The sequence below is a fragment of the Enterococcus sp. MSG3299 genome, from assembly GCF_050555765.1.
Lineage (GTDB): Bacteria > Bacillota > Bacilli > Lactobacillales > Enterococcaceae > Enterococcus > Enterococcus faecalis.
In genome coordinates this window covers 808170-823595 of the sequence record NZ_CP187869.1, presented here as the reverse complement: position 1 = coordinate 823595, position 15426 = coordinate 808170, and the positions used below count along the sequence as shown (strand labels likewise).

The 15426-nt window shown below is 37.0% G+C and carries 12 protein-coding genes; 3 read left to right on the top strand and 9 right to left on the bottom strand.

Annotation, left to right across the window (positions count from 1 at the left end; genetic code table 11):
* Positions 1 to 37: 37 nt before the first annotated feature.
* The 5 genes from aspD to IGL23_RS04085 form a co-directional block, all read right to left on the bottom strand.
* Positions 38 to 1648, bottom strand: coding sequence for an aspartate 4-decarboxylase (gene aspD, locus IGL23_RS04105; RefSeq protein WP_002355939.1), 1611 nt, complete (start codon positions 1646 to 1648; stop codon positions 38 to 40).
* A 159-nt stretch (positions 1649 to 1807) separates the two neighbouring features.
* Positions 1808 to 2218, bottom strand: coding sequence for a nucleoside-diphosphate kinase (gene ndk, locus IGL23_RS04100; protein WP_002391256.1), 411 nt, complete (start codon positions 2216 to 2218; stop codon positions 1808 to 1810).
* Positions 2219 to 2327: 109 nt separating this feature from the next.
* Positions 2328 to 2981: a DUF4767 domain-containing protein gene (locus IGL23_RS04095; protein ID WP_002376227.1), complete on the bottom strand. Its 654-nt coding sequence runs from the start codon at positions 2979 to 2981 to the stop codon at positions 2328 to 2330.
* Positions 2982 to 3023: 42 nt separating this feature from the next.
* Positions 3024 to 3968 (bottom strand): aminoglycoside phosphotransferase family protein, encoded by a 945-nt coding sequence (locus IGL23_RS04090; RefSeq protein ID WP_033595352.1) that lies wholly within the window; start codon positions 3966 to 3968, stop codon positions 3024 to 3026.
* Between the two features lie 79 nt (positions 3969 to 4047).
* Positions 4048 to 6219 carry an amidase family protein gene (locus tag IGL23_RS04085; protein WP_033595344.1) on the bottom strand — a complete coding sequence of 724 codons (2172 nt, stop codon included), beginning with the start codon at positions 6217 to 6219 and terminating at the stop codon, positions 4048 to 4050.
* 161 nt (positions 6220 to 6380) lie between these two features.
* Between IGL23_RS04085 and IGL23_RS04080 the strand changes: the two genes are divergently transcribed.
* Positions 6381 to 8618: an ATP-binding cassette domain-containing protein gene (locus IGL23_RS04080; RefSeq protein ID WP_033595346.1), complete on the top strand. Its 2238-nt coding sequence runs from the start codon at positions 6381 to 6383 to the stop codon at positions 8616 to 8618.
* A gap of 48 nt (positions 8619 to 8666) precedes the next feature.
* On the opposite strand, the gene IGL23_RS04075 is transcribed toward IGL23_RS04080, so the two are convergent.
* Both IGL23_RS04075 and IGL23_RS04070 read right to left on the bottom strand, forming a co-directional pair.
* Positions 8667 to 9722: an endonuclease/exonuclease/phosphatase gene (locus tag IGL23_RS04075; protein ID WP_016634667.1), complete on the bottom strand. Its 1056-nt coding sequence runs from the start codon at positions 9720 to 9722 to the stop codon at positions 8667 to 8669.
* A 22-nt stretch (positions 9723 to 9744) separates the two neighbouring features.
* The gene (locus IGL23_RS04070) at positions 9745 to 10329 is read right to left on the bottom strand and encodes a hypothetical protein (protein ID WP_033595348.1); all 585 of its coding nucleotides are present in this window, start codon (positions 10327 to 10329) and stop codon (positions 9745 to 9747) included.
* Between the two features lie 176 nt (positions 10330 to 10505).
* Here IGL23_RS04070 and IGL23_RS04065 point away from each other — a divergent pair, with 176 nt between their 5' ends.
* The gene (locus IGL23_RS04065) at positions 10506 to 11240 is read left to right on the top strand and encodes an alpha/beta fold hydrolase (RefSeq protein ID WP_002358908.1); all 735 of its coding nucleotides are present in this window, start codon (positions 10506 to 10508) and stop codon (positions 11238 to 11240) included.
* Positions 11237 to 13768 (top strand): bifunctional lysylphosphatidylglycerol flippase/synthetase MprF, encoded by a 2532-nt coding sequence (gene mprF, locus IGL23_RS04060; RefSeq protein ID WP_002358907.1) that lies wholly within the window; start codon positions 11237 to 11239, stop codon positions 13766 to 13768. The genes IGL23_RS04065 and mprF overlap by 4 nt, the downstream gene beginning before the upstream one ends.
* Before the next feature lie 70 nt (positions 13769 to 13838).
* Here the strand turns inward: mprF and IGL23_RS04055 are convergent, their stop codons facing one another.
* Both IGL23_RS04055 and IGL23_RS04050 read right to left on the bottom strand, forming a co-directional pair.
* Complete coding sequence (locus IGL23_RS04055) at positions 13839 to 14651, bottom strand: pyruvate, water dikinase regulatory protein (protein ID WP_002355927.1); 813 nt, start codon at positions 14649 to 14651, stop codon at positions 13839 to 13841.
* Between the two features lie 12 nt (positions 14652 to 14663).
* Positions 14664 to 15293 carry a helix-turn-helix transcriptional regulator gene (locus IGL23_RS04050; protein ID WP_002355926.1) on the bottom strand — a complete coding sequence of 210 codons (630 nt, stop codon included), beginning with the start codon at positions 15291 to 15293 and terminating at the stop codon, positions 14664 to 14666.
* Positions 15294 to 15426 lie beyond the last annotated feature (133 nt).

Below are 15426 nucleotides of genomic sequence, written 5' to 3'. Positions count from 1 at the left end.
GCTAAGCCTCCTGCAGCTTGAGAGACTTAGCGTTTTTTTATTTAATTGCTTGGCGCTTTTGGCGCAACCACTCTTCTTTAATGTGTTCAGATAGGCGAATCATTCGTTTACCAACTTCACTATATTGGTTAGTAGCTAAATTGGCTAAAGAAATTCGAACTGACCATTTGTCACTCCCGAAAGCATCCGCTTTTAAAAGCATTAATTTTTCTTTTTCTGCTAAAGAGGTTAATACTTTTGTGATCGTCCACGATTTCGTTAAATAACTTGAAAATTCTGGGCCATAACGTTTTTCTGTCCAATCTCTAAAGTTAATTTCACAATAGTATGCTGTATTTAAACTTGCTAAAGGCTCTTCAATGCCTAAGGTGCGGAACAAGAGCTTTTCACGCGTATGACAAATATCCATCACTTCGTCTTTATATGCTTGACCGTCTTTTAACAAAGCATACAAACTAAATAAAGCCATCATCGCTTGCTGAATAGAAGAAAGTCCCGCTGCATGGTTCAACGCAATATCGCGGCTGTCTGCGACTAAGCGGCTGATAAAGTTAATTTGGCTTGTGTCTGCATTCAATGTAGCATAACGTGCCTGTAATTCCATTTTTCGAGCCACTGGCAATTCTTTTAATAATTGATCAAAGATGTTCTCTTGACTGACCGCAATAGTCCCCACACGCCAACCGGTAGCGCCAAAGTATTTAGAATAAGAATAGATACAGGCTGTATTGTAAGGTAACTCCGTAAATAGTGAACGGAAAGCTGGCACAAAGGTTCCGTAAACGTCATCTGTTAAAATCATTAACTTAGGGTTATCCACTGCAACGATTTGTTTGATTTGTTCAATGGTAGGTTTTCCCATAGCATTAGCAGTTGGATTGCTGGGATTTACGACAAAAACCGCTTTGATGGACGGGTCTTTTAGTTTATCAATTTCCTTGTTTGAGTATTGATACGTCGTTTTTCCATCAATAATCATTTGCTCTGCTTTGATTTTAACCACGTCAAAATCATAACGTGGTAGTTCTGGAATTTCTAGATAAGGAGCAAACGTTGGTAATAACAACGCAATACGATCACCTTTTTCTAGTAAATAATTATTTGCCAACGTATCAAACAAGTAACAGATCCCTGCTGTACCACCTTCAACGGCAAAAATATCAAACGGTTGTGCTTCACTGGAAAATAATTCTTGATTTAAATATGCTTTAATCGGTTGTTCACACGCCTTCAAGCAACGCACAGGATTCGGATAATTATCCCCAATCACATAGTCTAACATGGCATCTAACCACATTTCCTTATCCATCCCAAAATAGTTATGCTCTGCTGTCCAAATTTCTTGTAAGAAGGTTGCCCCTTTGCTTGGATTTTCTGCTAAAAAGTTTAAGAAGCGTTGCGTTCTACCAAAACTTGGCTGAATCATACCAGCCGTTTGTTCGCTCCCCTCTCTTAACGTTTCTTTTGTAGCAAATTGACCTAATAAAAAAAAGGCTTCCCTTGGTGTTGGCGCCGTCCAATTAGGATTGCCTCGCCCTGCATTTAACAATGTTTCTAAATTATGATTTTCTTCATGTAATTTCTTCTCTAAAAATAGACTTAATTCAAACGGACTAAGATTTTCTGTCAATTCATCACTTGTTATCATTTTATCCTCCTGAAGCACACGCGGTCATTTAGTATTTAGTATGTAGTCTATACTACTCTTCTACCTCCAGATGTCAACCATTTAAGCGGAATATTCTGACAATTAATAAAAAAGAAACAATCCTTTATAAAAAATAAAGGATTGCTTCTTTTTCGCTGATTAACCAAAGAACCGTTGCATCTCAATTTTTGCTGATTGGACAGAATCAGAAGCATGGATTAAATTTTTGGTGACAGACAACCCATAATCCGCTCGTAAGGAGCCACTTTCAGCATCTAACGGATTCGTTGCTCCAACTAATTTACGCACTTTTTTAACCACATTGTCCCCTACAACGACCATCACAACCACTGGGCCACTTGTCATATAGGCTAATAATTCAGGGAAAAATAGTTCATCTTTTAAATGCTCATAGTGTTCCTTCACTGTTTCTACTGTTAGTCGTTCGAATTTAAGGTGCAATAAGTCAATACCTTTATCTTCAAAACGTTGAATGATTTTGCCAACTAACTTCCGTTCAACGCCATCTGGCTTAATAATTACTAAACTTGTTTCCTTCATTTTTTCCATCCCTTTCAAAACTTCCTTTTGCCCTTTCCCAAGGGGTAGCTACAGAATAAAATGAAAGCGGATACTTTGTCAATGATAAATTTTCTTTTCCTTTTGATTAAATAAAAAATTAAAGATTATTCACAAGGTTTGTGAATTGTTCTTTCAGTTCTGTATTGCTTGTTTCTTTTAAAAACAAATAAGGTTGCTCCTCTACTGGCTGTTCTTTACTCACATAAACTTTGGCTTCACCATTCACTAAAGTAAATAAATAGACATGCTTCTGGGCAACTTGTGTCGCACTGTCAGAGTATACTGCCACCAGACAATAACCCCCTTCGCTGCCTGTTTCTGACCAATTTAACCAAATGGGATTGTTCCCAATAGCTGGTTGTATTTTAGGTTCATAACTCAATAAATCATCAGGCACTTGAATCGTGTAAAAAGCTACAGAGTGACCTGGTTGGTACGCTTGATAGTTCTGATTGCGTTCTTGACCCCAGGTTTCCATGTATTGTCCTAACTGTTTTGCTTTTTGCTGATTCCAAATCGTCCCTTCTTCTGTAACTAATTCAGTTAATTCTTGTGTTTGCGTTGTTTGCTCTAATTCCAACGCCGTGGTTTGACTAACTTCGGTTGCTGAAATTGCTCTTGTTTCTTCAGTATTTACATTGTTTGTTTGTACGGTTTGTACTTTCTGTGATTCCTCTTTCGATTTTTGCCAACCACAGCTAGATAAAACGCTTCCAACAACCGCTATCATAATAATCCCGTTTAGTTTCATTCCTTAAACTCCTGTTTTTATTTTTATTCTATCGAAATAAACCTAAAATCTCAATCCCTTTCTTTGGATAGTTGAAAACCATTTGGGAACTAGTAATTCTCCACAATTATAGTCCTCTAGTAATTGTTGGTATTGCTGTTCCATAGTCCTGATTTCTTTTTCACCAAAGCTCAGTGCCCAAACTAAAGAATAGAGTCCTGCGTGAAAAGTATAAAGCTTTTGAAACCGCCAAAATAAGGTAGGAACTTTCCCAGCAAAATAACCTTGTAATTGACCATAAGCAAACAATGGCGAAACATTTCTTGAAAAAAATTGTAACTTGTAAAATTCTTCATAAGGATCCCCAAAATCCCATCGATTAAAATCAATCACACCGACCTGCCTAGTTGGCAAGTAAATAAAATTTCCCACATGGAAATCTCCATGCTGATAAACCACAGGCCGTTGTTGCAATAACGGTAATTGTTTTTCTAAATATGAAATTATTGGCTGTTGGTACGGCATACAAAATTGAGATTCCTTATACTTATTTAGTTGGCTCTGCTTTTTTTCGTATAAATTTCGCGCAATCTCTCTTTGACTAATCCTTTCAGGCAACAAAAGCTTATGGATTTTGTTTAAATAGCGGCCTGCCTCTACGCCTAAGTTCAGTTGTCTTTTGGGAGAAAGAGCGGGTAAAACATCGCTTAAGTCTTCACCTTCTAGATACGTTAATAACATATATCCTTGTTCACTTTCAGGAATAGGTGCACATAAAAAAGGTTTAGAACTGGGAAATCCTAACGCCGCTACTTTTTTGATAAATTGATATTCTTGTTGTTTGGCTAATAACTCTTCTTGTTGAAAAATTCGCAATAAAAAGATTTCTTGATTTTTGGTAACTTTAAACTTTAAATCAGTTGACCAACCACGGTGAATAGCTTCAACTTTTTGCCATTGCTGAAACGCTGGAATCTTCTCAAACGCCCTCATTACTTTCGCCTCCATTTCCCTATTGGTTTTAGTATACCAAAGAAAAAAGGCTGGAGACAATTGGGGATAAATTGTCTCTAGCCTTCACTGGTTATCATTTTCTAGTTTTCCTTATATAAATCGTTCCACTCGTTAATAAGAAAGCTCCTCCTAAAACAATCCAGAAAGTACTAGGTACTTCTGCACCTGCTTTTGGTAATACTTTTTTGGGAAGCTGTTCTTGTTTCCCAATCATACTTTTATTAGAAAAAGCATGCGTACTTTCTGTTGATTTGGTTCCCTGATTTGCTGATGAATTCAGCGAATTATCTAAGGATGACTCACTAGTAGTTTTTCCAGATTTGTCTGGGTTTTGGTTTTTTCCTTCGATTGGTTCTTCACTTGTTTTTGTTTCTTTGTCTTTATCTGGCTTGCCACTTGCATCTGGCTCTTTGTCTTTGTCTGGTTCGCCGCTTGCATTTGGGTCTTTGTCTTTTTCTGGTTCGCCACTTGCATCTGGCTCTTTGTCTTTGTCTGGTTCTTCTACATGTGGTTGATTTATCTTGTGGTTATTTTCAAATAAAGCACCTAATTGTAGCAATGTTCGGTCTTCATTTAATGCACTATTAAATTGAATCCCCAAAGGCAGTCCTTCTTTTGAAACGTAAGTTGGTACACTTAATGCTGGATGTCCAAATAAATTTGCTTGTTGTGTAAACGGTGTATATGTGAACGCCGTCAGCCATTGGTCATAAATCAATTGTTTTTGTTCTGCTGGTGACAATTGGTCAATTTTTTCCATCTGTGCTGCATGTTCTGGTTTTAGTAACGGATTATCAATACTAGGTGCCGTGGCAGCTGTCGTTGGTGTTAATAAGATAGGATACTGTTGATAAAATTCGTCCATCGCTTGTGCTTGTAAAGCAATATCTGTCCAAGCCGCAGTTGTCTCTTCACTCGTTATATTTTTTCCTGTTTGAAAAAGCGCCCATGTTAACAGTTCTACATCATTTCGTTCAAGCGGTCTTTTCAATTTCTGCCGCGCCATAAAATCGGCAATTCCTGCTGAGCCAGCAGCTACAGTATAATAATTTTTCATTAGACGTTCCCCATCAACAGGGTGCTTCACTTCAACCAATGTGTACCCTTGGTCTTTTAAAAAAGCAACAGCTTCAGCGACCGCCTCTTTTGCTTCGGCACTTACAGGCGTTCCGGCAGGAGATTCTGTTGTATAAGCAATGGGTTGCGCTTGACTTAAATGTCCCGTAGGAAGATCTTTTTTGGTTAATAAGGTTTCAAATAATGCATTTGTATCCGCCACGGTTCGACTTAAACCAAAGTGAACAGTTTGACCTTTTGCACTATTAGAATTGCCAATGATTACTCCTCTAGAAGGTTTCAAACCTACGGTGCCTGTCCAAGAAGCAGGGATGCGGATAGAGCCACCAGCATCACTTCCAGAAGCAATGGGAACAAATGCCGCGGCGACACTAGCACCCGCTCCGCCTGAAGAACCACCTGAATAATGGTTAGGATTCCATGGATTGACGGAAACGCCATATAACTTTGAATCTGAAATATTCTTCCAACCTAATTCTGGATAATTCGTTTGACCAATGATTATGAATCCGGCATTTTGTAGTGCTTTGACAAAGGTCGATGTCCCACCAGCTACTTGATCTCGGAGAAAACCAAAACCGTTCGTGTTGCTTTCACCTTTCAAGGATTGTCCTAACCCTTTTAGTAAGAGCGGCACACCTAGAAATGGTTGACCTGTATCTTGTAAAGCTTTTGCTTCTGTCAAAGCCGCTTCTTCTCGTAAAGTAATGACCGCATTTAATGTAGGATTTTCACGTTTAGTGATGGCCAACGCAATTTTTACTAATTCTTCGCTCGTCACCTTTTTTTCTCTTACTAAAGTTGCTAACTCCAGTGCAGTTGCTTGTTTATAATCTGCTTCTGAAAAAACACTCTCTGCAGAAACAGCTTTTCCATCTGTATCACTATTTTGTATCTCATTTGTGGTTTCAGTGGTTACTGCAACCACATTTCGGCTACTGCTTTCGGCGATTGCCGAAGAGGATTCTTTTTCCTGCATCACCGTTTGGCTAGTAGTTTCAGATTCCAAGTTAGCTACAGTCTGACTGGTTTCTGTTGTTACTGATTCCGTCTCTGTTTGAACGGTTGTTTCTAGTATACTTTCTTGTGCCAACATTGGTACCCCTACCAGTGTTTGGCTAATTAATAAAATAATCCCTAACTTTTTGAACAAAATCGACTTCTTCATAAGTCACATCCTTTATCTATTAATACAGTTAAAAAATCTGTATTACTTATAGCATAAATGAAAGCGATTAAAAAGTAAAGTTCTCTTGAAAATTCCCATGTTCAACTTTTAGGCTAGGTTCTTTTTATATGCTAAAATAGAATAGAAACGGAGGTTTTTTAATGGAATGGATTGAAATTAAGCACGCATCACAAAATAATTTGAAGAATATCTCTGTCAATATCCCTAAAAAGCAACTAACTGTTGTTACTGGACTTTCGGGTTCAGGAAAGTCCTCCTTAGTATTTGACACATTAGCCGCTGAATCACGTCGTGAACTAAATGATACATTTAGTTCGTTTGTTCAAAATTACTTACCCAAATATGGTCGTCCAGAAGTTGAAAAAATCGAGAATCTTCCTGTTGCAATTGTCATTGACCAGAAAAAAGTAGCAGGTAATTCTCGTTCGACAGTGGGAACGTACACAGATATTTATACGTTTTTACGTTTGCTGTTTTCACGAGTAGGTTCTCCATTTGTTGGTTATTCAGATACTTTTTCGTTTAATCATCCGGATGGAAAATGTCCAACATGCGATGGCTTAGGAAAGATTACCGAAATCAATCTTCATCAGCTAGTTGATTATGACAAATCATTAAACGAAGGGCCTATCGATTTCCCCACATTTACAGTTGGCAACTGGCGGTGGAAGCGTTATGCCCATAGTGGTCTATTTGATTTGGATAAAAAAATCAAGGACTATTCTCCTGAAGAGTTAGCATTATTTTTATATGCTCCACAACAAAAACTAGCTAATCCACCCAAAGAGTGGCCTCATACAGCTTTGTATGAAGGAATCGTCCCGCGTATGCAACGTAGCATATTGCATACAGACGAAGGCAAACGTCATCAAAAATACCTTAATCACTTTGTTACCGTAAAAAGATGTCCTGATTGTTTAGGAAGTAGAGTCAATGAACGTGTTCGTAGCTGCAAAATTAATCAGAAAAGTATTGCTGATGCTGTTGACATGCCACTCACTGAATTACATTCTTTTATTCGTTCAATGGACCTATCCTTAATAAAAACTATTCAAGAAGAGCTACTTGTACGTCTAGAAGCATTAATTAATATCGGTCTCTCCTACCTCACATTAGGACGAGCAACTGAAACACTTTCTGGTGGTGAAGCACAGCGGATTAAAATTGCTAAGTATGTAAACAGCGCCTTAAATGATATTATGTATATTTTAGATGAACCAAGTGCTGGCTTACATCCAAAGGACATCGAACGGATCAGTCGTGCATTGCTCAATTTAAAAAATAAAGGAAACACCGTGGTTCTCGTGGAACATAATCCACAATTAATTAGAGAAGCTGATTTTATCATCGATATAGGACCTTTCGCAGGCGAAAATGGTGGCCATGTCCAGTTTTCAGGAACGTATGACGCATTTTTAGCCTCCAAAACCTTGACTAGTCAAGCGCTTCAAGAGCCGCTCCTTTTAAACGTCCAACCAAGAAAAGCAAGGAAGTCTTTAACAATCGAACATGCGACACTGCATAATTTAAACAATCTATCTGTCGAAGTTCCGTTAGGAGTTTTGACTGTTATTTGTGGGGTCGCTGGTTCAGGTAAATCATCATTAGCGGAAGAAATTTATCAAAAAGCCCAGGCTGATAACCAAGAAATTATTCATCTTTCACAAAAAAGCATTACCGCAAATTTACGATCCACACCTATGACCTATCTTAATATTTTTGATAAGGTCCGCAAACTGTTTGCGGAAGAAAATCATGTTAGTCCAGCTTTATTTAGCTATAATTCCAAAGGCGCCTGTCCTACTTGCAAGGGGAAAGGCATAATTGTCTCCGATATGTCTTTTATGGAGGATGTTACTAGTATTTGCGAAACCTGTCACGGAACGCGTTACAAAGAAGAGGTGCTTCATTATCTGTATAACGGAAAAAATATCGTTGAAGTATTAGCTTTAAGCGTTAAAGATGGCTATGATTTTTTCAAAGACCAGCCTTTTGCTCTTTCATTAAAAAATTTACTGGAAGTTGGCTTAGGCTACCTTAAACTCAATCAATCGCTCTCAACATTATCTGGTGGCGAATTGCAAAGGGTAAAATTAGCAGACACACTTCACCAAAAAAAAGCTATCTATTTAATGGATGAACCTACAGATGGCTTACACTTAATTGATATCCAACAAAGTCTTCAACTTTTCAATCGAATGGTAGAAGAAGGAAACAGCTTGATTTTATTAGAACATCACATTGATGTGATTAAAAGTGCCGACTGGTTGATTGAACTAGGTCCCGAAGGTGGAGAAAATGGCGGACAGCTTCTTTTTACAGGAACCCCAGCAAATATGTTAAATTCCACTCACTCTATTACTAAAGGCTATCTGTAAAATAAAAAGTACAAACGGTGCAAGCAACAAGCACCGTTTGTACTTTTTCTATTTCAACCCCACTTCCATCTTCACAGGTTGGTGATCTGTATATTTAAATTGTTCGTCCTTTGTTTTCACGCTATGAACAGCCACATTATCAGAAACAATAAAACCATCAATTACATACACTTGGGATGTTTCATAAGAGCCAGTGTAAGGCTTATTAAGCACCCGCACAGTCGGTTGTTGGTCATCATAAGCAAGTGAAAAATGTTTAGGTAAGTCTGCTGGATCAATTTCTCCTGGTGCCCAACCAGCTTCACCTAGGTCAGGATATCGATGACTGCCTTTGAAAACTTGATTAAAGTCACCTCCAGCAATTACATAGTTTCCTTTAGCGTATTCTTGGGATAATACGTCAGCTAACTTTTTGCTTTGAGCAATCTTCCCTTCCCCATTGTCATAGGCTTCCAAATGTAAGTTAAAAACCACTAATTCTTTGTCTGTGCCTTTAATTGGAAAGCGCGTTTCTAGAAGCGCTCGTTTTAAGTTACTAATGCTAACGGGCCAACGAAAGGGATTGGGTAAAGCAATACGTTTGGCCTCTGTTATTTTTTCATTTGATAATGTTAATAAACCACTTTCTACTCGTCCAATCGGCGGCCAAGGAATGGGCACATAATCTACCTTAAAATTATAAGCAAATGCGCTGTTCAGCTGTAGCTGTTTTTGTAATTCTTCCTCTTGATTGACTTCATAAGAACGTTGCGAGCGACGATCAACTTCTTGAAATAAGTAAATCATCGCTGGTAATTCTTTTAAGGTTCCTTCAATGCCTGTTAAATTCTGTTGGACCATTGCCTTATTAACTGGTTGGACAGTTTTGCCACCGTCCATAAAAAAATCTTCTGTTTGTCCTAGGCCGGCATAGCCTATGTTATACGTGACTAAAGAAATGGATTGCTTTTTTTCGATGGTTTGCTCTGAAAATTGTTTATTTATAGCAACTGGTTCAACCGCTCGTGGTCGAAACTCTCGGAAGGTTAAATATCCTATCAAAATTAAAGCTATGCTTAGAAGAAGGACCATCAAGCTACCGAGATATTTAAAAAACTTTTTCATTGATTCCGATGTTCCTTTCACATTATGTCAAACCAAAAGTAGTAATTATCTTCGTTGCTACTTCTTCTGGTGTCATGTTTGAATTATTTATTTTCGTTATTTTTACATTTGGAAATGTACTTTCTAGTTCACCTTCGTGGCTTACTAATCGATGTTCTTTAAAGGTATTGAGTAATTCTTTTCGAGAAAAGTCGACATCGCGTTTTGAAGGTTTTGCCTCTAGCCGCTCTGGATGAACATTTCGTTCTAGGCGGATTGATGTTGAAGAGACGAGTTCGACGAAATAAACGGCCTCATGTTTATTAAGAAAAATTTCTGATATTTCTTCTAAAAATTGAAAATCCTGTTCTTGATCAAAAGCAATCACCACTGTAAAAATAATGTTTTTTGTTGTATTTGTGGCTGGATTTTCTACAAAGGCATGAAAAAGTTCCTTTCTAACGGAATCAGACAATTGAAATGCACGTTCCGTATACCCAAGATAGTTTGCAAATAAGTCAATGGTTTGATGATTAAATAGTAATTTAGCATCTAACTGCTTTTCTAAAGCCTTGCCAACGGTCATTTTCCCGACAGCTTGGGCACCAATTAAAACGATTAAAGACATCAACTTTCCCTCCTCTAGTCTAATTTTTAGGTGGCTATCTTCTACTATATCACACTATATTACAACACCTTACAAAACTGTTCGGAAAATTTTCTGTTTTTTATTACAAAAAAAAGACAAAAGACTCTATAATGAGAGAGGACTCGATTGATTATAGATGAGATAGGTGACGGAGAATGGCAATAGAAAAATATTTTCAAACAATAGATGGCAGTCAAATTTTTTATCAAATTTTTGGCAAAGAAACAAATTACCCCCTTGTGTTACTTCATGGTAATGGCAATGATCATACTTTTTTTAATTATCAAATTTCTTATTTCTCCAAGGAGTATCAAGTTATTGCGGTGGATACCCGCGGACATGGACGTTCCACCAATACACAAAGTCAATTAACTTTTCCGCTTTTGGCAGAAGATTTAGCTGGTATTATTCAACAAGAACACTTAACAAAAATTAATTTATTGGGCTTTAGTGACGGAGCAAATATTGCCATGGTTTTTACCCATTTATATCCTGATTTCGTCAACAAACTCGTCTTAAATTCTGGAAATGTCACCATGTCTGGTCTGAAAAAATATGTAACGATTGCCACTTATTTTCAATATTGGTTTTGTCGTATTGGCGCCTTTTTTTCAAAAAAATTGCGCGCACGGCTCCCTATCGTGGCTCTGTTATTTGAAGATACTGGACTGACAAAACAAGATTTAGAACACATCCCCTGTCCTACTCTTGTTATTACTGGCAGTCGAGATTTAATTGCGCTTTCCCATTCACGGGCGATTGCTGATGCCATTCCTGCTGGCAAATTGGTCTTGGTAAATAAACAGGGTCATTTATTTGCCAAAAACTCACCAGATATTTTTAATAAAACAATCGAAAAATTCTTAAAGGAAATGAAGGTGTCTAAATGAAACAAATTATTCATTGGATCAAAACGCATACAGGATTACTAAAAACACTGTTTGTTATTGCGGTCTCAATTATTGTTGTTGCCCAACTTTTATCAATTGGTAAAACGATCTCATTTGAACAGTTAAAACAGATTTTTGATGAGATTCCGCTATGGAAATTGTTATTGATGATGGTTATCGGTTTAGTTTCCGTTACTCCGATGCTAAATTATGACTTAACATTAAATCGCATTTTAAACTTGAAAGTCTCAAAACGGGAACTCCTTGAATCTAGCTGGATTGTCAATACCATCAATAATATTGGTGGATTCGGTGGTTTGGTCAGCATGGGACTTCGTTCTGAATTTTATGGAAATAAAACAGAGGAAAAGAAAATTTTACCTGCGTTAACCCATATTTTACTTTTTGTGTTATCCGGTCTATCTATTTATAGTATTCTTTGCTTTTTCCTTGTTCAGTTTGATCCAAAGATGGCTTATTTACAGCAATATTGGATTTGGTTATTAGGTGGCGGTCTTTATTTCCCGTTACTTTATCTTATTTTACATTTCCAAAAAAATAGTTCCTTTGGTAACCTCGATGCAAAAAATCGCTTATCTTTAGTTGTTTCTTCGTTTTTAGAATGGACAGGTGTTTTAATTACCTTTATCAGTATTGGTTACTTATTAGATGTACCGATTCCTTTAATTGATATTGTTCCTTTATATGTAGCAGCTTCGATTATTGGGATTGCTTCGATGATTCCAGGGGCTTTAGGTAGTTTTGATGTCATGATGATTTTAGGACTAAGCAACTTAGGTGTTGATCGTGAAATTATTGTTTTGTGGTTATTGCTCTATCGTTTATTCTATTATATTATTCCTTTCTTAATTGGCTGTTTGTTCTTTACAAAACACTTAAGCCAAAAGTTGGATACTCATTATCGTCAATTGCTAAAACAAATTACTTTGGAAATTGCCCACAAGCTGGAAGTGGTTTTACTTTATTTTTCAGGAATTATGATGGTGCTCCTAGCCACTATTCCAGAAGCCTTCACTCAAGTGCATTGGTTAAGAGATATTAACCCCTTCCGTTCACATATTATTATTCAAATTCCGAGTATTGTTTTAGGCTTTGCATTATTAATTATGGGACGTGGGATTGCTGATCGTGTTAAAAGAGCCTATTATCCAACGATTATTTTATTAATTGGTGCTATCTTGTATTCATTTGTTGTTGACTTTAGTATGTTTTCCATTTTCTATTTAGCTATTTTATTATTTATCGTTATTTTTTCAAAATCAGAATTGTACCGTGAACAACTGGTTTACTCTTGGGAGTGGATGACGATTGATGGCTTTATCTTTGGCTTGTTGACTTTGTTATACCTGGTAATTGGTGTTTATAATTTACCGAACTTCCCACACCATCGTCATCATTTTGTGGAATTTTTCTTGTTCCCTTCCGAACGGATCTGGTTGTCAGGATTTATCGCTATCCTCTTAGTTATGAGTTTTAACTTTCTATTTGTTCGCTACCTCCAAGGGAAAAAACACCAAGTGGGTGAGTTTCCAGAAGATAGTATCTTGCATAATATCTTAACAACTTATGGCGGGAATATTGACAGTGAACTTGTCTTTCTTCATGATAAACAGGTTTTCTTATATCCCAAAGAAGAACCGACTGTCTTTTTACAATTCAACACCATTAATAATAAATGCGTTGTGATGGGCAACCCTTCTGGGAACAAAGAAGATTTTCCTGCGGCGATCGATGCATTCCTTAAAGAAACAGATCGTTTCGGCTATGTACCCGTCTTTTACGAAACCAATGAGGACAGCGTGATGTTGCTACACGAATACGGCTACGAATTTATCAAAATGGGCGAAGAAGCCTTAGTTAATCTAGAAACATTTACGATGTCTGGGAAAAAATTCAAAGGTACCCGCGCAGTGTTTAATAAAATTACCAAAGCTGGCTATTCATTTGACGTACTCCAACCTCCTTTTAGTGCCGAACAAATGCACGAATTAAAAGCTATTTCGGATAGTTGGTTAGACAATCGAAAAGAAAAAGGCTTTTCACTAGGATTTTTCGATGAAGCGTATCTTCAAAGAAACCCAATTGCTGTTGTCCGAAATGCTGAAGGAGAAATGGTCTCTTTCGCTAATATCATTCCTAGTTACACAAATGAAGTTGGTACCATCGACTTGATGCGTCACCATAAAGAAAAAGCCCCTTCTGGAAGTATGGATTTCTTATTTATTCATTTATTTGAATATATGAAAACAGAAAATATTCATTATTTCAATTTAGGGATGGCTCCGTTAGCCAACGTTGGTCAATCAAGAAAAAGTTTTATTCAAGAACGGATTGCTGCGTTAATTTATGAATTTGGTTCAGAAATCTACTCCTTCCAAGGATTACGCGAATACAAGGAAAAATTTGCTAGCAAATGGCAACCCCGCTATACACTTTATTCTAAAAGCAGCTGGATTGTCTACGTGATGATTGCTTTACTCATTGTCGATCAAAAAAATATTGACTAACAAAAAGAAGCCCAATTAAGTATAAAAAGCTTGGCAACTTCACTGAAATTTAGTGAGGTTGCCAAGCTTTTTAATTTCTTTCATCTAGTTTTTCTTTAATTAAAAAGGCTGTTTCTTCGACAGATTTTGCGGTTACATCAATCACTGGGATACCATACTTCGCAAAAATTTCTTCAGCATAAGCTAATTCTTGTTCAATCCGTTCAACATTGGTATAACTGGTCTCATTACCTAAACCTAAGGAAGCCAACCGACTGCTACGAATCTGTCCTAATGTTTCTGGCGAACAAACTAAACCAATCATTTTTTGTGGATCCATTTCTTCCAAAATTGGCGGCAATGGAACTTCTGGAATTAATGGTAAGTTAGAAACGCGGTAGCCTTGATTTGCTAAATACATACTGACTGGCGTTTTTGAGGTCCGCGAAACGCCTAACAACAATATATCAGAATCAAGAAACCCTTGAGGATTTTTGCCATCATCATATTTTACAGCAAATTCAATCGCTGAGATTTTATCAAAGTAAGCACGATCTAGTTGGTGGCGTCGTCCAGGCTCTTCAATAGGATCTACTCCGGCTTTCGCTTGAATTAATTCAAAAAATGGCGCCATTAAATCTAAATATAACAACCCTGTTCGTTCACTAAATTCTTTCGCCGCTGTGATTAGTTGTTTACTGACTAATGTACTGACAACTAAGGCTTTATCTTTTAAGGCGTCTTTTAAAATCTCTAATAATTCTTCTTCTGTTGTGACAAAAGAAAAATTGTATCGATTAAGAAAAGAAATATCTGGATATTGTGCGCTTGCTGCAGCTAACAATTTTTGTGATGTTTCTCCAAGTGAATCGGAAATAGTATAAACAATGATCTCTTTTTTCATAATTAAGCTCCCTTATCTGTTTTGTGCGGCTTCTTTCGCTTGTTGCGTAATATAGGTTAAAATTTTCGTTTTCGTAATTTTTCCAATAACTTTTTTAGGATTTTCTTTTTCAACGACTGGCAAAGAATCCACTTCGTATTTTTGCAAAGTGTCAGCAGCTTCAAGAATAGTAAATTCTGGTGTGCAGGTTTTCACATGTGGCACTCTTGTCATACAAACAGCAACAGGTGTGCCATCAATATTTGTATTTAAAGAGGCCCGTAATAAATCTTTTCGTGACAAAACCCCTAATAATTCTTTTGCTTCATCCATGACATAAAGAGAACCGACATCATACATAAACAAGTTGGTAATCGCATCTCGAATTGAGGTGTCTTGGGCAACCATCAATGGTGGACTCATGATCTCCTGAACTTTTGTTTGAAAAACATCAAAAAAGAAAAAAGCCTCCATATTATCACTTTCGTAAGTATACCCAACTTTCGGACTTGCTTTTAAAATTCCTGAAAGTGTTAAAAAAGACAAATCAGAACGCAATGTCGCACGTGAAACGGCTAGTATGTCCGAAATGCGTTCACCACTAACTGGCTGATGCTCTTTTACAACAGCGATAATTTGCTCTTGTCGTTTACTTAATTTCATCATTTCCTCCTCAATTCCTCTTAAACAAATTGTGCATTCGCTTACAATTATACACATATTTATTGTTTTTTCAACATATTGACAAGAATTTTTTTCTATTGACAAACTTATTCCTGTCTATTATGATGTTTAT